General features: G+C 68.7%; 16 protein-coding genes. 8 read left to right on the top strand and 8 right to left on the bottom strand.

The features are described from left to right. Positions 1 to 2: 2 nt before the first annotated feature. Both LX88_RS34290 and LX88_RS34295 read right to left on the bottom strand, forming a co-directional pair. Positions 3 to 3188 (bottom strand): S8 family serine peptidase, encoded by a 3186-nt coding sequence (locus tag LX88_RS34290; RefSeq protein WP_372511481.1) that lies wholly within the window; start codon positions 3186 to 3188, stop codon positions 3 to 5. 299 nt (positions 3189 to 3487) lie between these two features. Further along, positions 3488 to 4027: a hypothetical protein gene (locus LX88_RS34295; RefSeq protein ID WP_258951945.1), complete on the bottom strand. Its 540-nt coding sequence runs from the start codon at positions 4025 to 4027 to the stop codon at positions 3488 to 3490. A gap of 106 nt (positions 4028 to 4133) precedes the next feature. Between LX88_RS34295 and LX88_RS34300 the strand changes: the two genes are divergently transcribed. Next, on the top strand, positions 4134 to 4820 hold the full coding sequence (locus LX88_RS34300) for a hypothetical protein (RefSeq protein ID WP_258951946.1): 687 nt from the start codon (positions 4134 to 4136) through the stop codon (positions 4818 to 4820). Here LX88_RS34300 and LX88_RS34305 read toward each other — a convergent pair. Both LX88_RS34305 and LX88_RS34310 read right to left on the bottom strand, forming a co-directional pair. After that, entirely contained in the window at positions 4804 to 5247 is a 444-nt protein-coding gene (locus tag LX88_RS34305; RefSeq protein WP_258951947.1) for a DUF6098 family protein, read from the bottom strand. The genes LX88_RS34300 and LX88_RS34305 overlap by 17 nt on opposite strands. Before the next feature lie 278 nt (positions 5248 to 5525). Continuing rightward, on the bottom strand, positions 5526 to 5945 hold the full coding sequence (locus tag LX88_RS34310) for a cupin domain-containing protein (RefSeq protein WP_258951948.1): 420 nt from the start codon (positions 5943 to 5945) through the stop codon (positions 5526 to 5528). Positions 5946 to 6018: 73 nt separating this feature from the next. Between LX88_RS34310 and LX88_RS34315 the strand changes: the two genes are divergently transcribed. Genes LX88_RS34315 through LX88_RS34325 form a run of 3 tightly spaced genes read left to right on the top strand, consistent with a single transcriptional unit; the run spans position 6019 to position 8675 of the window. Continuing rightward, positions 6019 to 7674: an FAD-binding dehydrogenase gene (locus tag LX88_RS34315; RefSeq protein WP_258951949.1), complete on the top strand. Its 1656-nt coding sequence runs from the start codon at positions 6019 to 6021 to the stop codon at positions 7672 to 7674. Between the two features lie 57 nt (positions 7675 to 7731). Next, positions 7732 to 8211, top strand: coding sequence for an NADPH-dependent FMN reductase (locus LX88_RS34320; RefSeq protein WP_258951950.1), 480 nt, complete (start codon positions 7732 to 7734; stop codon positions 8209 to 8211). After that, entirely contained in the window at positions 8208 to 8675 is a 468-nt protein-coding gene (locus LX88_RS34325) for a flavin reductase family protein (RefSeq protein ID WP_258951951.1), read from the top strand. The genes LX88_RS34320 and LX88_RS34325 overlap by 4 nt, the downstream gene beginning before the upstream one ends. On the opposite strand, the gene LX88_RS34330 is transcribed toward LX88_RS34325, so the two are convergent. Continuing rightward, entirely contained in the window at positions 8664 to 10358 is a 1695-nt protein-coding gene (locus LX88_RS34330) for an FAD/NAD(P)-binding protein (RefSeq protein WP_258951952.1), read from the bottom strand. The genes LX88_RS34325 and LX88_RS34330 overlap by 12 nt on opposite strands. Positions 10359 to 10549: 191 nt before the next feature. On the opposite strand from LX88_RS34330, the gene LX88_RS34335 reads away from it, so the two are divergent. From LX88_RS34335 to LX88_RS34350, 4 genes are all read left to right on the top strand, one after another. Continuing rightward, positions 10550 to 11650 carry an LLM class flavin-dependent oxidoreductase gene (locus LX88_RS34335; protein WP_258951953.1) on the top strand — a complete coding sequence of 367 codons (1101 nt, stop codon included), beginning with the start codon at positions 10550 to 10552 and terminating at the stop codon, positions 11648 to 11650. Then, positions 11647 to 12114, top strand: a complete 468-nt coding sequence (locus LX88_RS34340; RefSeq protein ID WP_258951954.1) for a GNAT family N-acetyltransferase — start codon at positions 11647 to 11649, stop codon at positions 12112 to 12114. Before LX88_RS34335 ends, LX88_RS34340 begins: the two co-directional genes overlap by 4 nt. A 175-nt stretch (positions 12115 to 12289) precedes the next feature. After that, positions 12290 to 14329 carry a putative bifunctional diguanylate cyclase/phosphodiesterase gene (locus tag LX88_RS34345; RefSeq protein WP_258951955.1) on the top strand — a complete coding sequence of 680 codons (2040 nt, stop codon included), beginning with the start codon at positions 12290 to 12292 and terminating at the stop codon, positions 14327 to 14329. Positions 14330 to 14395: 66 nt separating this feature from the next. Then, positions 14396 to 15226, top strand: coding sequence for a S1C family serine protease (locus LX88_RS34350; RefSeq protein WP_258951956.1), 831 nt, complete (start codon positions 14396 to 14398; stop codon positions 15224 to 15226). On the opposite strand, the gene LX88_RS34355 is transcribed toward LX88_RS34350, so the two are convergent. The 3 genes from LX88_RS34355 to LX88_RS34365 form a co-directional block, all read right to left on the bottom strand. Continuing rightward, positions 15223 to 16440: an ATP-binding protein gene (locus tag LX88_RS34355; RefSeq protein ID WP_258951957.1), complete on the bottom strand. Its 1218-nt coding sequence runs from the start codon at positions 16438 to 16440 to the stop codon at positions 15223 to 15225. The two genes, LX88_RS34350 and LX88_RS34355, sit on opposite strands and share 4 nt — an antisense overlap. Positions 16441 to 16546: 106 nt before the next feature. Continuing rightward, the gene (locus LX88_RS34360) at positions 16547 to 17779 is read right to left on the bottom strand and encodes an SAM-dependent methyltransferase (protein ID WP_258951958.1); all 1233 of its coding nucleotides are present in this window, start codon (positions 17777 to 17779) and stop codon (positions 16547 to 16549) included. Then, the gene (locus tag LX88_RS34365) at positions 17780 to 19030 is read right to left on the bottom strand and encodes an FAD-binding oxidoreductase (RefSeq protein ID WP_258952026.1); all 1251 of its coding nucleotides are present in this window, start codon (positions 19028 to 19030) and stop codon (positions 17780 to 17782) included. It lies immediately after the preceding gene. Positions 19031 to 19073: the final 43 nt, after the last annotated feature.

Consider the following 19073-nt stretch of genomic DNA (forward strand, 5'->3'; position numbering starts at 1 on the left):
TACTAGCTGACTGCCTGGATGATCACGGCGCCGCCACCGACGACGGTGTTGTCCGCCGTGCGCACCTCGAGCTCACCGCGCAGCACGCGGCCCGCACCGGGCTGGCCCAGCGGCGTGATGACGCCCGTCGCGTTCCACGTCGCACCGGCGGCGCGGTCGGCGTTGCTGTCCGTGACGGACAGCGTGCCGAGACCGGCCGAGGTGAAGGCGTCGAAGTAGTCGAACTCCGTGGTGCCCGCGGGCACCGCGTAGCCGTCCACCAGCGCGACCCAGTTGCCGGCGGCGGGGTTGTTGATCGTCACCGACTCCTCGGAGTCCGCGTCCGCCGCCTGACCGGCGAGCACGCAGCTGCCCGACGTGCAGTTGTAGACGGACAGGTCGAGGTCAGCGCCCTGGTCGGCGGTGTTGCCGATCGTGACGGTGAGCTTCGACGAGCCGGCCGAGACCACGATCGCGTACTGCTGGGACTCCAGGTTCGCGATCGTCGGACGGTCCGTCTTGGCACTGCCGACAGCGCCCGCCGCGAGCCGGCCGTTGAAGCTGGCCAGCGCGTTCGTGACGGTGTAGGAGCGCTCGATCGGGGTGCCGAGCGTGCCGGACGCGATGGTGTCCGGGTTCGGGCTGATCGTCGCGCCGAGCACGGACGCGGTCACCGAGTACGGCGCCGCGTCGACGTCGGAGGTGCGACGCGCCTCGATCACGATCTCCCACACACCGGCCATCGGGCTGGCCACCGTGCGGCTGGTCGGCGTGCCACCGGCACAACCGGCGCCCGCGTCCGGGTTGTAGCAGTTGGTCGAGCTGGTCACGTCGAGCGGCACACCCTGCGGGGTGAAGCGCAGGAAGCGGACCTGGCCCTTGCCGGCCTCGGCGCCACCGGCGTTCATGTCGACCTTCAGCGCGGTCGTGCCCTTGGGCACGTTCACGAAGAGGCTGGTCGACTGGTTGCGCGCGATCGTGCCGGACTTGGTGACCGAGAACTTGTTGGCGGCGTTGAAGTTCTCCGCCGCGAACACGGTGTTCAGGGTCTGGGCGTCGACACCGGGGGTCTCCGGGTTGTCGAGCTGCAGGACGGCGCTGTGCACACCCGCGGTCTTGGCCTTGACCTTGACGGCGAACTGGACCGGCGTGTTCAGCGGCAGTTCGACCGTCTTCGGCGCCGTGAACGTGCCGTCGTTGCCCTTCCAGGAAACCTTGTACGTCTCGTCGTCGTGGCCCGTGGTGCGGGTCAGCGTGTAGGTGCGGGTGTACTCCTGGCCCGCGCTCACGCCTTCGCGGTCGTGGATGCCGACACCGACGTTCGGGGTGGCCAGCAGTCCACTGAGGACGGTGTTGACCGCGACGGACGTGGTGACCTGGTCCGGCACGGAGTGCTTGTCCAGCAGCGTCCACGCGGCGTTGGTGTTGAAGAGGCCCGCGCCCTGCTCGTAGGCACCGAGGGTGCTCACGAAGTTCGCGCTGCGCTGGATCGCGTAGCGCAGCTCGGCGCTGGTGGGCTTCTGGCCGTTGTGCGTGGCCTTGAACGCGCTCACGAGCAGCGCGGCGGCACCGGTCGCCTGCGGGGCGGCCATCGACGTGCCGTTGAACTGCGAGTAGCCGGGCGGGAGGGCGTAGGTGCCCGCCACCGGGCCGCCGGCCTGCCAGCGCGGCGTGGTGGAGATCGCCGAGCCGGGCGCGACGATGTTCGGCTTGAAGCCGCCGTCCTCACGCGGGCCGCGCGACGAGAAGCCGTGCAGGCTCTGCTTCTGCGTGGTCTTCGAGCCGTAGTTGGAGAGCCAGGTCTCCTTGGTGATGTACGAGCCGACGCTCACCGCGTCCGTGGCGACCGACGGGTCACCGACGGTGTTGGCGCCCGCGCCCGAGTTGCCCGCCGAGATGAAGATCTGGACGTTGTACTCGTTGATCGTGCGGTTGTAGAGCTCCGCACGGGCGTTGTTGCCGTCGTTGAGGGCCGGGAGGCCACCGATGGAGATGTTCACGACGTCGGCGCCGTTGCGCGCGGCGTAGAGGACACCGTCGATGAGACCGGAGCTGGTGCAGGACGGCGTGGTGAGGCAGGCCTTGATGGCCATCAGCTTCGCGCCGGGCGCCGCACCGGCCATCTTGCCGTCGAACATCTTGTGGGCCGCGGTGATGCCGGCGACGTGCGTGCCGTGCGCGGCGGAGATGCCCAGGTTGACGTACGGCGTGCCCGCGTTGTCGTAGATCGAGCGGTCGGTCTGCACGACGAACGCGATGCGGTCCATGACCGGGGTCGCGGGGTTGTCGGTGCCGAAGAACCCGACGTCCTGCTTGACCTTGTAGTCGATCATGCGCTTGTTGTTGGTGAAGTTGCCGTCACCATCGTTGTCGACGAAAACTTCCTTCGTCGTGATGTCCTGGATGACACCGAACGAGTCCGTGCGGTCGCCGTCGCGGTTGATGTCGCCGCCGGTCTCGCTGTTGGCGAGGTTCAGGTCGCCCGCGGTCTCGCTGAAGAGGCCGAACGAGTAGGGGCCACCGGTCGCCGGCGCGGTCCACTCGCGACCGCCTTCGGTGAACTTGCCGACGCGACCGGTCTTGGTCATGGTGACCCAGGTGCCGTCGCCGGAGTTCGTGGCGTTCGCGTTGTACCAGTCGATGATCTTGCGCTCACCGGTGCTGGTCGTCTGCAGCGCGGGCGTGTCCAGGTCGATGCCCGAGTCGATCACGGCGATCGTGGAGCCGCGGCCGTCCCACTTCGGGTGCGCGAGAGCGAACTGCGCCGCCTGCGTGTCCTGCGTCGGCATGTACGGGTTGACGCGCGGCGTCTTCGAGTCCGGCGCCTTCTGCGGAGCGGGCTGCTCCATGCCCTCGGGCCGCGGGTTGTCGAGAGCGATGAGGCCGTCGACGTCCACGGTGCTGACCGAGGCCAGCTTGGCGGCCTTCGCCGCGTTCTCACGCGGGATGGTCACCTTGACGTAGTCGACGTCCTTCTCGGTCTTCTGGACCGTGGCGCCGAGCGCCTTGAGGTCGTTGACCGCAGCGTCGGTCTTGCCGTCCTCGGCGGCGACCAGCAGGTCGACGGTCGGCCGGCCCTCGCTGGCCGCCTGGTCGACGAGCGCCCGGTCCTGCTTGTCCAGCTGCTTGTCAGCGGCCGGCTGCTGCTGTGGTGCGTTCTGCGCGATGGCAGGGGTGGCGGCGAAGCCGAACCCGGTAGTGCCCAACACCGCGGTCAACAAGACCGTTCCGGTGCGGCGTCTCCAGTTCTTCACGGCGCATGTGCCCTTCGTGGGGTAAAGAGTGCTCCGAAGCACATCTCTTCGCCTCGCGGAGGGCAATCGTCGGACCGGACTAATTCTCAGATCCACATTGGACTGTTCAGCGGCTTGAACGGGCGCGCTTTTAATGCTGCGCGTTTCTTTTCCAACGTGGAACGAGCAACCGTCCTCCAGTCAAGAGCTGATGGAGGGGAATGTCAAGGCTGTGTCAACGGTGAACGACCTTGGCGTGTAACAGGATCCCGGCATCAGGCGATGGACTGATCGCTATTTCCGCCCATTAGCCCACGCAATCTCGCACGCAGGCGCCCGACGATCCCCTGCGGGATGGCGAGCACTTCAGGCTGCGCTCCACACGCGGGGCAGTGGGCGCGATGTGCGACGAGGGCCTGCTGGAGTTCCGTCACTTGCTTCGCGGTCCGTTCGGGCACCGAGTCCTTTTTGATCGAGAGCAGGCTCAGCTCGGTCAGCGCGTGCCGGCCCCGGCGCAGTCGTGCCGTGGGCGCGATGGTGTGGAAGAAGATCAGGTTCCGCTTGCGCGCGGGCTCGACCACCTCGACGTCGCACCACTCGACGACGACCTGCCGGTCGAGCCCGTTCGACGTGATGCCCTCGCTCGTGACCTTGGTGCCCATCTTGAAGGTCCGCCACGCCACCGTGCCGCCCATGAGGAACCACAGGCCACCGAAGACGTACCCGTACCAGGGACCGTTCACGGCCGCGAGCGGACCGATGGCGGCCACGGCGACGCCGAGGCCGAACAGGACCCATCTCCACCTGGTGTGCATGTCTCCATCCTGTTTACCCGATCCTGTCCCTTGAACGCCGCCGGAGCCCGTCTTGTTGAGCGCCGTTCGGCAGGACTGACGGCCGGTCAGGCGCTACCTTGCGCCCATGGACCTGAAGCCGGTCGCCGACGAGCTCTACGGCCTGCCTCCGAAGGACTTCACCGCGGCCCGCAACGCCGCGGCGAAACAGGCCGAGGACAAGGACCTGGCCAAGGCCATCCAGGAGCTCCGCAAGCCCACCGTCGGCGCCTGGGCGGTCAACAAGCTCGTGCGGGACGCCCCCGAGGGCCTGGAGGAGGCGCTGGGCCTGTCCACGGCGCAGCTGACCATGCGCGAGCTGGGCCGCAAGCGCAAAGAGCTCATGGAGGCCCTGGTCTACCGCACGCTGGAGCTGACCGGGCCGCTCGCGGACGACGCCGTCACGCAGGTGCGCAGCACGCTGACGGCCGCGATGGCGGACCCCGAGTCCGCCGAGCAGGTGCGCGCCGGGCACCTGACCAAGGCGCTGGAGTACTCGGGGTTCGGGTTCGCGCTCCCCACGCCCGAGCCGGCCCAGGCAGGCGAGGACGCGCTGGCCCGCAAGCGGCGGGAGCGGCAGGAACGCAAGCGGGCCGAGGCCCGGCAGGCACTGGACGAGGCCGAACAGGCCCTCGGCGAGGCCCAGGCCGACCAGCTGGCGGCGCAGCGGGCGTTCGACCGGGCCGCGGAACGGCTGGAGGACGCCAAGCGGGTCACGAGCGCGGCGGAGAAGGCGCGGAAGGCCGCCGAACGCAAGCTCAACGACCTGAGCTAGAGCGGTCCAGCGGTCCCCACTCGTCGGAGTGCTGGGCGCCGACCAGCGACGAGCACTCCTCGAGCGCGCTGTCGGCCACCCAGGCGAGCGGCTCCAGGCAGCGGACCAGGGGTTCGTTGTCCGGGCCGCGGCCCACCTCGGTGCCTCGCAGCACCCACGCGCGGACGTCGGGCCCGCGCAGGTCCCGCAGGTGGCGGTAGTCGAAGAGGCGGCGGGCCACCCACAGTTCGCGGGAACGGTCGTCCCACCACGGTTCGACGCGCAACGGGCTCGCGGACAGGCCGGGGAGCTCCACCCCGGTCAGCGAGTCGCGCGACCTGGAGGCGGCGTCGGCCTCGGGGCCCTTGGACCAGCGCAGGTAGACGTCCTCGCCGATGAAGCCCGTGAGCTCGGCGAGGCTCGTGATCGTCGGGAGCCGTGCTGTCACGCCAAGTGACGTACCCGGCCGAAACTGCCGGAAACCTGAAGGCCAGCTGAAGGAATTGAGCCTGGTCACAGTGAAAGCCGACCGGAACACAACAGCCCGGTTGTACGTTCAACGAAGTGGTTGGCCGCTGGCGCTCGAGCTGCTCGCCAGGGCGATCCGGCACCCCCAGGCCGGAAAAGCCCTTCCGCAGGCGTCGCGTGCTCGCGCCGCGGTCAACCCGCCGTCGACCGGCACTCCGGTAAACCCCCCTCACCGGCAGTGACGGTCGACGGCTCTTTTCAGAGGTTGTACTGGTCATGGCGTTCGTAGAACGCGACCAACTCCTCGGGCGAGAGCCCCTTCGCGTTCCGCACCTCCAGGAAGAAGTCCTCGCGGGCGATCCCGGGCGAGAACAGGATCAGCATCCGCACCGGGGCGTCGCTGTCGTTGCGGAACGCGTGCGGCCGATGGGAAGGCACGTAGAGGAAGTCGCCCTCGCCGGCCGTCACCCACTCCTCGCCGTCGAGCAGCGTGATCTCGCCCTCGAGCACGTAGAACGACTCCGAGAAGGTCTTGTGGAAGTGCGGGCGCGCACCGGGCTGGCGGGCCTCCATCCGCCATTCGAACAGGCCGAACTCGCCGTTCGTGACGGACCCCGGCGCCACAAAACGCGTGGTCGCCGTCGCGAAGCCCACCTCGGAAGCCGGTCGGAAGCTCATCGAACCCCATCCCCCAAAAAGTGAAATTGACTCAGGTCTCGTGTGTGACCAGCGGTAGATCTAGACTCGCCCGATGGCACATGACGCGGATGTCATCGTCGTCGGCGCGGGCCTCGCAGGTCTCGTCGCGACCGCAGAACTCGCGGACGCGGGTCGCAAGGTCATTCTCCTCGACCAGGAGCCTGAGGCGTCGCTCGGCGGCCAGGCCTGGTGGTCGTTCGGCGGGTTGTTCATGGTGGACACCCCCGAGCAGCGCAGGCTCCGGGTCAAGGACTCGCACGACCTGGCGTTGCAGGACTGGATGGGCTCGGCCGCGTTCGACCGGGAGGAGGACCACTGGCCACGGCTGTGGGCACAGGCCTATGTGGACTTCGCCTCCGGTGAGAAGCGCTCCTGGCTGCACAACATGGGAATGCGCTGGTTCCCGCTCGTGCAGTGGGCCGAGCGCGGCGGCTACCTGGCCGACGGGCACGGCAACACGGTGCCGCGCTTCCACGTCACGTGGGGCACCGGGCCGGGCGTCGTCGAGCCGTTCGAGCGCCGGGTGCGGGAGGCCGTCGCGAAGGGACTCGTGACGCTCAAGTTCCGCCACAAGGTCACGAACGTCAACGTCACCAACGGTGTGTGCGACGGCGTGTCCGGCGACGTGCTGGAGGCCTCGTCGACCGGCAGGGCCGAACCGAGCTCGCGGACGGTCGCGGGCGACTTCTCGTTCTCGGCGCAGGCCGTGGTCGTCACGTCCGGCGGCATCGGCGGCAACCACGACCTCGTGCGCAAGAACTGGCCGGAGCGGATGGGCACGCCGCCGAAGTTCATGCTGGCCGGTGTGCCGGACTTCGTCGACGGCTCGATGATGGAGATCACGCAGAAGGCCGGCGGCGCGATCATCAACGCCGACCGCATGTGGCACTACCCCGAGGGCATCGCCAACTACGCCCCGGTGTGGTCGCGGCACGGCATCCGCATCCTGCCCGGCCCGTCGCCGCTGTGGCTCGACGCCGAGGGCAAGAGGCTGCCGATCCCGCTCTTCCCCGGCTTCGACTCGCTGGGGTCGTTGCAGCACATCACCTCGCTCGGTCACGAGCACTCGTGGTTCGTGCTGAACAAGAGGATCATCGGCAAGGAGTTCGCGCTGTCGGGCTCCGAGCAGAACCCGGACCTCACGGGCAAGGACACGAAGGCCGTCCTCAAGCGCGCGCTGCCGGGCGCCGTGGCACCCGTCGAGGCGTTCGCGCAGAAGTCGAAGGAGTTCATCCAGGCGGGCACGGTCGCGGACCTGGCCCGCGGCATGAACGCGCTGACCGGCGACTCGCGGATCGACGCGGCCCAGCTGGAGAAGACGATCGTCGAGCGCGACCGCCAGGTCACCGCGGGCCTGAGCAAGGACATGCAGGTCAACGCGATCCGCGCGGCACGGCACTTCCTGACCGACAAGCTGATCCGCGTCGTCGAGCCGCACCGGCTGCTCGACCCCAAGGCCGGTCCGCTGATCGCGGTCAGGCTCTCGGTCGTCACGCGCAAGACGCTGGGAGGCCTGCACACCGACCTGTCGTCGCGGGTGCTCGACAACTCCGGCGAGGTGCTGCCGGGCCTGTACGCCGCCGGTGAGGCCGCCGGGTTCGGTGGCGGTGGCGTGCACGGCTACCGCGCGCTGGAGGGCACGTTCCTCGGTGGTTGCCTGTTCTCCGGCCGGGTGGCCGGGCGTGCGGCGGCGGAGGCCGTCAAGTAGGTCCCGCGTGGTGGACGCGGGTTGACGGTCCCCGAGCTTGCGGCTGTGCTGGAAGGCATGACGCAGATCGGTGTTCTGGTCGGCAACCCGCGGCCCGCCTCACGCACGCTGCAGGCGGCCCTGGCCCTGCGCGAGGCCCTCGCCGCGACGCTGGGCGTGCCCGTCGAGGGGCCCGTCGTCGAGGCGGCCGCTCTGGCGCCCGCCGTGTTCACGGAACCGGACACGATCAAGGCCGCGCTGGCGGCGCTCGGCCAGGCCGAGGTGCTGGTCGTGGCGACGCCGACGTACAAGGCCGCGTACACCGGCCTGCTGAAGGCCGTGCTGGACCAGGCACCGCCGGGCTGGCTGAAGGGCAAGCTCGTCGTTCCGCTGCAGATCGCCGCGTCCGACAAGCACGCCCTCGCCGTCGAGGTGCACCTGCGACCGGTGCTCGCCGAACTGGGCGCGGTGGTGCCCCAGGCACTGTTCCTCAACGAGGCCGCGCTTCCCGCCGACGCCGCGGACTTCGACCTGGACGCGCTGAAGGTGCTGCGATGAAGGACCAGCTGCGCGACGCGCTGAGGCACCACGCCCAGGCCGTCACGATCGTCACCGCCACCGGGTCCGAAGGTCCGGTCGGCACAACGGTTTCCTCGTTCACCTCCGTCTCGTTCGAACCACCGCTCGTCGTCGTGTGGATCGGTGAGGGCGCGTCGGTGTGGCCGGTGCTGCGCACCGCGCCGTTGTTCGCCGTGCACCTCCTGGACGCCGCGCAGACCGGGCTCGCGGACCTGTTCGCCACCAAGGGCGTCGACAGGTTCGGCCCGGGAACGCGGTGGCAGGAGGACGACGACGGTGTGCCGTGGCTGCTGGACGCGCCGGTGCGGCTGCGGTGCCGGACCGCGCGGCGGATCGCGGTCGGCGACCACGTGGCGCTGGTCGGCGAACCGCTGGACATCACGCACTCCGACCTCGCCGCGCCCCTGGTGCGGCACCAGGGGCGCTACACCTCAGTCGCTTAGCCGGCGCAGGACCTCCCGCGCCAGCAAGTCGTTCTGCCGGAACGCCGGGGCGTTCGTGTTCGGCCGCGCGAACGCCGCGAACGCCCTCCCCGTCGTGTAGGGCCCCACGGCGAACCGGACCGGGTCCTCGTCGCCGTTCTCGTTGATCAGGCGTCCCGCCGGCGACACCCGCACCAGCCCGGCGGCGTCCTCGGAGACGTCGCCGGCCGCGCGCAACGACCGCAGCACCGGATCAGCCGTGCGCGACAGCGAGTGCGTCGGCAGCCGGGCTTCGACCAGGCCGTTGGCGCGCACCACGTCCGGCGTCGTCGCGCTGCCCGCCACGAAGGCGCCCTCCACCGCCACCACCCACATGTCGGCGCCTAGGAACCGCACGATTCCCGCGCGCGACAACGCCAGCAGCTCCTCCAGCCGGTCCGGTGGCGGGCCCGAGGCCAGGTAGCTGAAGTAGCCGTGCCACCAGCCGTCGAACGGCATGAGGCCCGCGAGCTGGCCGTAGACCGACAGCAGTGCGAGGAACGCCCCGAGGTCGGCGCTGTGCCGCGGATCGGAACGCCGGGCCACGTCGGCCTCGACGTATGCACGCAGGTGCTCCTGGAACTCCTCCGCGGACCCGAAGGTCACGCCGGCCAGCGGGCGGTCGAGCCGTTCGAAGTCGATGCGGTCGGCCGGATCGGGCACGGCGAGCTCCTCCAGCGCCCGCATTTCGTTGCTGTACCAGGGGAACGCGGTGAACGAGGCGGCGAACTCCACGAAGGGCATCCGCACCAGGCCGGGGTGTCCGGTGAAGAGCTCGTGGTAGTGACCCCAGGCGATCTCCTTGGCCATCAACGGCCACACGTCGGCCCGGAAGTCCAGCTCGCGGCCCTGCAAGGCGTCCGCGACGAAGAAGTGCGGCAACGACGGACGGGTTCCCTGCAGCCGGTAGCCGGTCTTCGAGTGGTACGGCACGCCTCGGCGCGAGCCCACGTACAGCGTCGGTTCCGCACCGGAAGGCACGTAGGTGAGCTGACCGCCGGAACGCACGTACCGGCCGCCGCGGCCCTCGGTCAGCAGCACCATGAGGTCGATGAACGCGAGCCCGAACCCGCGCAGCACCACGTCGCCGGACACGGCCGACAGGTCCGCGTCGGCCGAGTACAGCGGTGGCACGTAGACCAGGCCTTGTTCTGACGCGTGCTCGGCGAGCTTGCGGTGTTCGGGTTCGGGCTCGGCGTCGAGGTGTCCCAAGGCGAGCACCAGGACGTCCGCGGTCAGCGAGGAGCCGTTGTCGAGCCACACCCGGTCGCCGTCGACCTTCATGGCCGAAGCCTGATGCACGATCACAGAGATGTTCGGAGGCAGAGATTTCCTTACGTGGTCGAAGAACCACTCCAGGTACCTGCTCTGCACCTGACGCGACGGGAATGCTGTCGGGTCGGTGCCGGTCCACTCCGCCAGCGACGGGCCGGGGCGGATCGGACCGAGACCGTCGAACGAGTCGTCGGTGAAGACGGTGACGTCCTCGGCCATGGAGTTCATGCGCAGCAACGGGGATTGGGCGTGCCGCCACACCCGGCCCGCACCCGGCGGGAACGGGTCGACGACGTGCACGGCCAGGGCCGAGGCGGGTGACTGGGCGGCGATGCGTTCCAGCAGGCCGGCGGCACGAGGGCCGCCGCCGATCACGACGAGTGAGCGCATGCGCGTCTTTCCGTTGGAGGGCAACGAGAAACGAGCCACGTCCCTCAACGCGAACACCACCACGGTACCCCGCGCGTGCAAGCAAATCCCGCTCTGTGGACGTCGTTGCGACGAGCCTGGTCCGGGTGTGCACTCGAAGGGCGCCTCCCTCAACGCGCCCTGCTCCCACTACCAGTTCTGGGGAATCGGTCATGCCAGTTGAGTTTCTCGGGATCGCCGCCACGAACGACGGGTCGGAAACGACGCCGCGGTCGTCCAGCGGCGCGTTCGACAAGGACTACACGCTCAGGCTCGCGAGGGCGCACGAGGAGCACGGCTGGGACCGCGTGCTGTTCGCCTACGGATCGGGTGCGCCGGAACCCTCGGCAGCGGCCGCCTATCTCGCCGGCAAGCTCGACAAGCTGCAGATCCTGCTGGCACACCGGCCGAACGTCAGCTACCCGACGTTCGCGGCGAAGACGTTCGCGACGCTCGACCAGATCAGCGACGGCCGGCTGACGGTGCACTTCATCACCGGCGGCACCGACCACGAGCAGCAGCGCGAGGGCGACTACCTGACCAAGGACCAGCGCTACGGCCGCACCCGCGAGTACATCCAGATCGTCAAGAAGGCCTGGACCAGCAGGTCGGCGTTCGACCACGACGGCGAGCACTACCACTTCGCGGACTTCGTGAGCGACGTGTTCCCCGTCCAGCAACCACGCCCGGACGTGTCATTCGGCGGCTCCTCCCCCGCGGCCTACGCGGCGGGTGGCGCCGAGGCCGACGTCTTCTGTCTGTGGGGCGAGCCGCTGGCCGAGACCGCGCAGCAGATCGAGTCGGTGAAGCAGGCCGCGAAGGACGCCGGGCGCACGGACGTGCCGCGGATCCAGGTCGCGTTCCGGCCGATCATCGCGCCGACCGAGGAACTGGCCTGGGAGAAGGCCCACCGCACGGTCGACCGGATCGAGGCACGGAAGGCGAACGGGCCGCTGAGCCGGCGGCACTCGCTGACCAGCCCGGAGAACACCGGCTCACAACGACTTCTGGCGGTCGCGGACCGCGGCGAGCGGTTCGACCGTGCACTGTGGACACCCACGGCGAAGGCGACCGGCGGCGCCGGCAACTCCAACGCGCTGGTCGGCACGCCGGAGACCGTCGCGCAGGCGTTGCTGGACTACTACCACCTCGGCGTCGACGTCCTGTCCGCCCGTGGCTACGACCTGCTCGGCGACGCGATCGACTTCGGCCGGTACGTGATCCCGATCGTTCGCGAGGAGGTCGCGAAGCGAGACCGGGCCAAGGCCGCATGACGACTCTCGAAGTGCGCCGCGTCCGGCAGTCGGATCCGGCCGCGGCACCATTGGTCGCCGAACTCACGTACGAATACACCTCTCGCTACGGACCAATGGGCGCAGAGGAGATGCGACGACCGGCGGACGTGTTCGAGCCGCCGAACGGACAGTTCCTGTTGCTGGTGGAAGCAGGAGTGGCCGTCGCGGGCGGTGCGTTCAAGCGGTTCGACGCGGAAACCGCCGAGATGAAACGGATCTGGACGCATTCACAACACCGCCGGCGTGGATTGGCGCGGCGGGTGCTCGTGGAACTGGAGACCGAGGCCAGAACGTTTGGGTACAGCAGGATCTACCTCACCACGGGACCGCGCCAGCCGGAGGCGAAAGGGCTGTACCTGGCGACCGGTTACACACCGTTGTTCGACGTTGATACAGACCCCCTGACAATTGGCCCACTGGCCTTCAGCAAGGTGATTCATTAGTTCAAACGAGTGAAATCGTGGTCGATTCGTCGATTCTCGACCGGCTTTTGGGGTTCCGTTGGACAGGTACTGACTGATCAGTAAGCTTTCCCGTTGGACCCACTCCTGGTGGTGGTACCGCGTCAGCCGATCGAGCAGATCACCCCGGTCCCCCACGAACGGCCACCTGAGCTGAATGAACACGGTCGACAGCCGAGAGCCCGCCGTTCGCTGGGCGGCGGCGATCTCCAGCACCCTCGTCGCGGGCTTCACGCGCGCGAAGCTCGAGCAACTGCTCGGCGGCTACGTCGAGCAGTTGCTCAGTGGCGGGGTGGACGAGGCGCGGCTGGTCGGCCGGTCCATGGTCGAGCACGACCTCATCGCCTCGGCGACGCTGGAGCAGTCGCTCACGTGCCTGGGTGAGCACACCACGGTCACGCCGGCCCAGCTGGCCGCGCTCGCCGCCGGGTACGCGGAGGGGCTGCGCGACCGCACGCTCGACCAGCAGGAGCTCAGCCGCACGGCCGCGATCACCACGATGCGCCGGGCCGAGGCCGCGGTCAGGGCGAGCGAGGCCAAGTTCCGCGCGGTCTTCGAGAGCTCGGCGTTCGGCATCGTCGTGAGCGGCCTCAAGGGCGAGATCATCGACGTCAACGAGGCGTTGCTCGCGATGCTCGACTACAAGCACGAGGACCTGAGCAGGATGAGCGGCCGCGACATCGTGCACCCGGACGACAGGGCCGGGCTGCGGGAGCTCACGAAGCAGCTGATCGCGTCGGAGCACGACAACGTCCGGGTCGAGAAGCGGATGGTCCGCAGCGACGGCGAGACGATCCAGACGCACATGGCGATCTCGGTGGTGCGCGAGGAGGACGGCACGCCGCCGTACCTCGTCACCATGATCGAGAACATGAGCGAGATGCGCGCGTTGCAGACGCAGCTGGTGCGGCAGAGCCTCAACGACGTGCAGACGGGTCTGCCGAACCGGGCGCAGTTCCTCGGCTGGCTGGAGGGCGTGGCCGGTTCGAAGGGGCCGGAGACGCTCGCGCTCGTGCAGGTCGACATCGACGGGTTCCGCGGCGTGAACGACGCGTTCGGGCACGAGGCCGGCAACCGGGTGCTGATGCACGTCGCGACGCACCTGCGGGCGGTGTTCTCCGAGGAGGCCGCCAAGGTCGCGCGCATCGGCGAGGACGAGTTCGGCGTGCTGGTGAAGAACCCGCAGGACGTGCGGAGCGTGGTCGCCCTTGTAGAGGACTTCACCGCACGCCTGGAGGAGCCGATCTGGATCGGCTCGCACGGCGTCGGCGTGACGACGAGCGTCGGCATCGTGGCGCGGGCGGCGCGCGGCGGCGACTCGGCGGACCTGTTGCGCGCGGCGGACGTCACTGTCGGCTGGGCCAAGCGCGACGGCAAGGCACAGTGGGCACTGTACGACCACGAACGGGACGTGCACGACAAGGAGAGGTACGCGCTCGCGGCCTCGATCCCCGGCGCGCTGGAAGAGGGCCAGTTCCGCGTCGACTACCTGCCCGTCCACTCGCTGACCGACGGCTCGGTGCTCGCGCTGGAGGCCAAGATCGTCTGGGACCACCCCGAACGCGGGGTGCTGTGCCCGGACGCGTTCCTCGGCCAGTCGTCGAGCAACGGCATGATCGTCCGCTTGGTGCACTGGGCGCTGGAGGCCGCGTGCCGGCACGCGGCCGACTGGCACCTGGCGCTGGGCGCGCGGATGCCCGCGCTGTCGATCGACCTGCCGCCGCGGCTGTGCCAGGAGCCCGAGCTCGTCGCCGAGGTCGCCCGCGTGCTGGAGCGCACCGGTCTGCCCGCGTCGTTGCTGCGCTTCGAACTGCACGAGCACCTGCCGGCGTTGCTGAACGACGAACAGCTCGACGAGCTCACGATCCTCGCCGGGCGCGGCATCGGGCTGGTGCTGGACCAGATGAACGGCGGCAACGTCGGCGTCGACCGGCTGCGCCAGTTGCCGTTGAGCGGCGTGAAGTTCACCGGCGCCGTCGTGCACGGTCTCGACGAGGGCGCGAACCGCGTCGAGGCGAGCGCCTCGGTGGCCCTGCTGCGGTGGGCTTCGTTGCTCAAGCTGCCGCTCTACGCCGAGGACGTGCGGACCGCCACCGAAGCCGCGAGGCTGGCGGAGCTGGGCGTGACGGGCGGCCAGGGCGCGCACTTCGGGCCGGTGCTGTCGGCCGCCGAGGTCTCCGCGCTCCTCCTCAGCTAGTTCTTATCAGGATTTTCGAGGGTTTCGGCACAGCCGGCTCACATGATGGGGGTCCATCGTGGAGTCATGACCGAGCAGAGCTTCCCCGCGATGAGCGGGACACTGGTGGAACCGCAGCCCGCCGTCGTCGCGCCGAAGTTCTGGCGCCGAACGGCCCCGATGCTCACGGCCGCGGCGCTCGTCGCCGGCCTGTTCGGAGGCGTCACCGGAGCGGTGATCGCCTCGCCGGACGCCGCCCCGACGTCCACCACCGTTTCCGCGCAGACGATCTCGAACACGTCCACACTGGACTGGAGCGCCGTCGCCTCCGAGGTGTTGCCCTCGGTGGTGCAGGTGAACGTCGGCAACGGCCTCGGCTCCGGCGTGGTCCTCTCCGGGGACGGCAAGATCCTCACCAACAACCACGTCGTCGCCTCGGCCGGTGGCCAGATCACGGTGAAGTTCAACGACGGCCGCGAGCTGCCGGCCACCTTGGTCAACACCGACCCCGCCTCGGACCTCGCCGTGCTGCAGGTCTCCGGGGCGTCCGGCCTGACGCCGATCAAGCGGGCGGACTCCGGCTCGGTGAAGGTCGGCGACGCGGTGATGGCCATCGGCTCGCCGTCCGGGCTGCAGGGCACCGTGACGACCGGCATCGTGTCCGCGCTGGACCGCAAGGTGACCGTGCCGGGCGAGACCCGCCGCGCGTCTTCCGTGTCGTACCAGGCGATCCAGACCGACGCGTCGATCAACCCCGGAAACTCCGGCGGTGCGCTGGTGAACGCGGCCGGTGAGCTGATCGGGATCAACTCGGCGATCTACTCGCCGGCGTCGAGCAGCGGTGAGGCCGGGAGCGTGGGCATCGGGTTCGCGATCCCGTCCAACACGGCCAAGCAGATCGTGGACGAGCTGAGCTAAGAGGTCCAGAGCGCCGAGATCGGCAAACAGGTCATGCCGTCACCGAAGCTGAACGACTCGCGACCGGTGTACAGCACGAACCCCGCGTAGAACCTCTCACCAAGACGCCGCTGCAACAAGCGCAGGCCGCGGAAATCGTCCGTCCGGACGGACTCCGCGGCCTTGACCTCGATCCCGATCACACGCCCCCGGTTGTCTTCGAGGACTGCGTCAACCTCGTACTGATCCCGGTCCCGGTAGTGATGAAGCGTCGCGAACGTCTCCGACCACGTCAGCTGACGTGCGAGTTCGCCCAACACGAAGTTCTCGAGAAGCGCACCGTCGGCGGCCCCCAGATGCGCAGCAATCCCGGAGTCGACGAAGAACACCTTCGGGGTCGCGAGAGCCCGCGTTGTGGTGTTTGCCGACCAGGCCGGCACCGTGCGCACGAGATAGATCGTTTCGAGGATCTCCACGTATCGACGCACAGTCGGAGCGGTCAGCTCAAGATCACCGGAAAGCCTGTTGAAGCTCAACAGTCCTGTGGTCTGTGCGGCCAACAACGAAATGAGCGTGCGCATGTCGCCCGCTCTCTCGATGTCGGCCACCTGCTTCACATCACGCGCGATGAGATCGGCGAGGTAGTCGTTGAAGAACCGAGCGCGACGACGTGGACTGTCCCGTCGCAACGCTTCCGGGTAGCCACCTCTGGCGGCGCGGACCAGGTAGTCCTTCCTCCGCAGTTCGCTGGGTTCGGCTCGCAGTTCGGCACCTTCCGCGAAGGCGGCATCCACGAAACCGTCAGGTGCGCCGTCGATTTCCCCTTGGGAGAACGGCCACAGTTCCACCGTCTCCGAACGCCCAGGCAGGGCGTCCGGCAGACTTCGCAACGCCAGAAGTCGAGCCGAACCTGTGAGCAGGAACTGACCCGGCCGCTGGTTGTGGTCGACCACGTACTTGATCTCGAGCCAGAGGTCCGGCACCCGCTGGACTTCGTCGATCAGCATCAGCCCGTCGTGCCGGACGAACGCTGACGGATCCGCCGCGGCAGCCGCTCTTGTCACACCGTCGTCCAGAAGACGTGCCACGCCTCCGTACTCGCGAAGCACCTTCTCAGCCAGGGTGCTCTTGCCAACCTGACGAGCCCCGTTCAGGACGATGACGCGGGTGTCCGACATAGCCTCGGTCACCCGCTCAGTCGCACGTCGCGGCCGGTAGTCGATACCTTCTCGCACCACCTCATCGTACTGGTCAGTTCAGATCTGCCGACCGATCCACTTCACATTTGCCGAATATCACTCTTTCGATCTGCCGAAGATCACTCTTTGGATTTGCCGAAGATCAGGAAAGCCAGTCCGGGCGCAACGGCATGTGCGACGTCGTCCCGTCCAGCCTCACCCCGAGCACCTGGTGCAGCTGGATGTTGTTGCGCTCGAACCCGAGCCGTGACGCCGCGAGGTACAGCCGCCACACCCGCGCCCGAGCCTCGCCGACCTCCTCGACCGCCTCTTCCCAGTGCGCGTCGAGGTTCTTGCTCCAGGCGGCGAGCGTGAGGGCGTAGTGCTCGCGGATGTTCTCCTCGTGCCGCACCTCGAACCCGGTGTCGTGCATCAGCGACACGAGGTGGCCGGGCCCGACCAGCTCACCGTCCGGGAACACGTACCTGTCGATGAACGGTCCCGACAACGCCCGCTGCTTGTTGTCCGGCCGGGTGATGCAGTGGTTCAGCAGCCGGCCGCCGGGCTTCAGCTTGCGGTACAGCGAATCGAAGTACGCGGGCAGCTTGGCCTTGCCGATGTGCTCGGTCAGGCCGATGGACGACACCGCGTCGAACCCGGTCTCCCGCACGTCGCGGTAGTCGAGGTGCCGCACCTCGGCCAGGTCCGACAACCCGGCCTCGACGATCGCCTTCTGCGCCCACTCGGCCTGGTTGCGCGACAACGTCACGCCGATCGCCCGCACCCCGTACTCGCGGGCCGCGTGCATGACCATGCCGCCCCAGCCGCAGCCGACGTCCAGCAGTCTCATGCCGGGCTTGAGCCCCAGCTTGCGCGCCACCAGGTCGTGCTTGGCGAACTGAGCTTCCTCCAATGTGGAGTGCGCGGCCGGGTACACGGCGCAGGTGTAGGCCATCGACGGGCCGAGGACCCACTCGTAGAACTGGTTCGAGACGTCGTAGTGGTGCGCGATGGCCTGCGAGTCGCGGGCCTTGGAGTGCCGCAGGCCACGCAGGCGCGTCTCCTGCGGCGGCGGAGACACCTTGTGCGACAACCGGATCCGGCCGAGGAACCGCAGCAACTCGACCCGTTGCAGCCACGGGAGCTCTCGCAGCGAGAACTCCGACAGCCGGGAGAGACCGGCGTGCACGTCGCCGAGTATCTCCAGGTGACCCGTCACGTAGGCACGGGCCAGCCCCAGTTCACCGGGCGCGGATGCCAGGTAGGACAGGGCTTCCGGTGTTTTGATGTCGATGGACACCGAGGCCGCGGAAGGCCCGGCGGTACTGCCGTCGTAGGCCTGGAAGCGAACGTCGCTGCCACCTGTGATGCTCTGGAAAATGGAGGCCAACCGCATTCATCGTCCCCTGACACACTTGGCGTACAGATCAGGCAGGCGGTTCGTCTGGTCGTACCGGGCCTTCACGGACCGGTAGTGCGAACCGTTGTAGTGCCGCCAGAACTCGTCCTCGGTGTAGTAGGAGTCCGAGTACAGCGACTTGTGGCCGCCCAGCCGCGCCACCTCGCGCTCGATCAGCCGGTTGCGGTCACCCATCTTCTCCCCCGGTCGTACCGGGACCTCCGACCAGAACCCGACGTTGACGTACAGCGTGTCCTCGTCCATCGGGTACAGCGGCCAGCCGGTGTTGTCGCGCAGGCGAACGGGACACAGCCACACCGGCGTGATGCCGATCTCGCGGTCGAAGAAGTCGAGGAAGTCGGCCAGTCCGGCGACCGGGATCTCCACGTCCTGGATCACCGGCTCGACGTCCGTGCGCGGCCTCAGCCGCCGGTGCTTCGCGACGAGCCCGCGGTACACGTCCGAACGCAGGTAGCGCTTCGGCCACATGCGACGGACGACCGGGTTCTGCGCGCCGAACGCCCGCGAGCACCAGAACCAGTCGGTGTCCCAGCGCCACAGGTAGTCGTGGATCGTCAGGTGGTCCGTGCGGCGTTCCTGGATGGACCGGTAGTAGATCTGGTTGCCGGTGTAGTCCGACGTGTAGGGCGCGATGTCGGCGTAATGGCCCAACGTCAGGTACATCTCACCGCGTGAGAACACGGTGCCGTCGACGAAGTCCGCAGAGCCGTCCTCGCAGACCTCCTCGATGACGGCGGCGCACTCCGCGAACGAACCGAACGGCACGTGCCGCAACCGGACGTACTGGCGCACCGGCTCCAGTTCGATCTCCAGCCGCAGCGCGTACCCCAGCGTCCCGTAGGAGTTGGGGAACGCGCGGAACAGGTCGTCGTCCGGCTTGGCGACGACCACCTCGCCGTCGCCGGTGAGGATCTCGAGCTCCCGCACGGACTCGTGCGGCAGCCCGTTGCGGAAGGACGTGGACTCGATGCCGAGCCCGGCGACCGCACCGCCGATGGTGATGGTTTTGAGCTGCGGCACCACCAACGGCATCAAGCCGTGCGGAAGTGTCGCGGCGACGAGGTTCTCGTAGGTGGTCATGCCCTGCACCTGTGCGGTGCGTCCGACCGGGTCCACGGACAGGACCTGGTCGAACCTGCCGACGTCGAGCCCGCCGGCCTGGTCGGCCCGGAACCGGAAGAGGTTCGACGTCTTCTTCGCGAGCCGCACTGGCGCACCTTCGCGCATCGCGGCGTACTGCGCGCTCAGCGCAGCCACGGCCGAGCTGTGC

This window comes from Lentzea californiensis, assembly GCF_024648825.1.
GTDB classification, from domain to species: Bacteria; Actinomycetota; Actinomycetes; order Mycobacteriales; family Pseudonocardiaceae; genus Lentzea; species Lentzea californiensis.

Bases quoted from the DNA above. Each gene is read 5' to 3' on its own strand.
- LX88_RS34335 (WP_258951953.1), top strand. From the start codon at position 10,550: ATGCCAGTTGAGTTTCTCGGGATCGCCGCCACGAACGACGGGTCGGAA.
- LX88_RS34300 (WP_258951946.1), top strand. From the start codon at position 4,134: ATGGACCTGAAGCCGGTCGCCGACGAGCTCTACGGCCTGCCTCCGAAG.
- LX88_RS34365 (WP_258952026.1), bottom strand. From the start codon at position 19,030: ATGCGCGAAGGTGCGCCAGTGCGGCTCGCGAAGAAGACGTCGAACCTC.
- LX88_RS34350 (WP_258951956.1), top strand. From the start codon at position 14,396: ATGACCGAGCAGAGCTTCCCCGCGATGAGCGGGACACTGGTGGAACCG.
- LX88_RS34330 (WP_258951952.1), bottom strand. From the start codon at position 10,358: ATGCGCTCACTCGTCGTGATCGGCGGCGGCCCTCGTGCCGCCGGCCTG.
- LX88_RS34340 (WP_258951954.1), top strand. From the start codon at position 11,647: ATGACGACTCTCGAAGTGCGCCGCGTCCGGCAGTCGGATCCGGCCGCG.
- LX88_RS34295 (WP_258951945.1), bottom strand. From the start codon at position 4,027: ATGCACACCAGGTGGAGATGGGTCCTGTTCGGCCTCGGCGTCGCCGTG.
- LX88_RS34315 (WP_258951949.1), top strand. From the start codon at position 6,019: ATGGCACATGACGCGGATGTCATCGTCGTCGGCGCGGGCCTCGCAGGT.
- LX88_RS34310 (WP_258951948.1), bottom strand. From the start codon at position 5,945: ATGAGCTTCCGACCGGCTTCCGAGGTGGGCTTCGCGACGGCGACCACG.
- LX88_RS34360 (WP_258951958.1), bottom strand. From the start codon at position 17,779: ATGCGGTTGGCCTCCATTTTCCAGAGCATCACAGGTGGCAGCGACGTT.
- LX88_RS34345 (WP_258951955.1), top strand. From the start codon at position 12,290: ATGAACACGGTCGACAGCCGAGAGCCCGCCGTTCGCTGGGCGGCGGCG.
- LX88_RS34320 (WP_258951950.1), top strand. From the start codon at position 7,732: ATGACGCAGATCGGTGTTCTGGTCGGCAACCCGCGGCCCGCCTCACGC.
- LX88_RS34325 (WP_258951951.1), top strand. From the start codon at position 8,208: ATGAAGGACCAGCTGCGCGACGCGCTGAGGCACCACGCCCAGGCCGTC.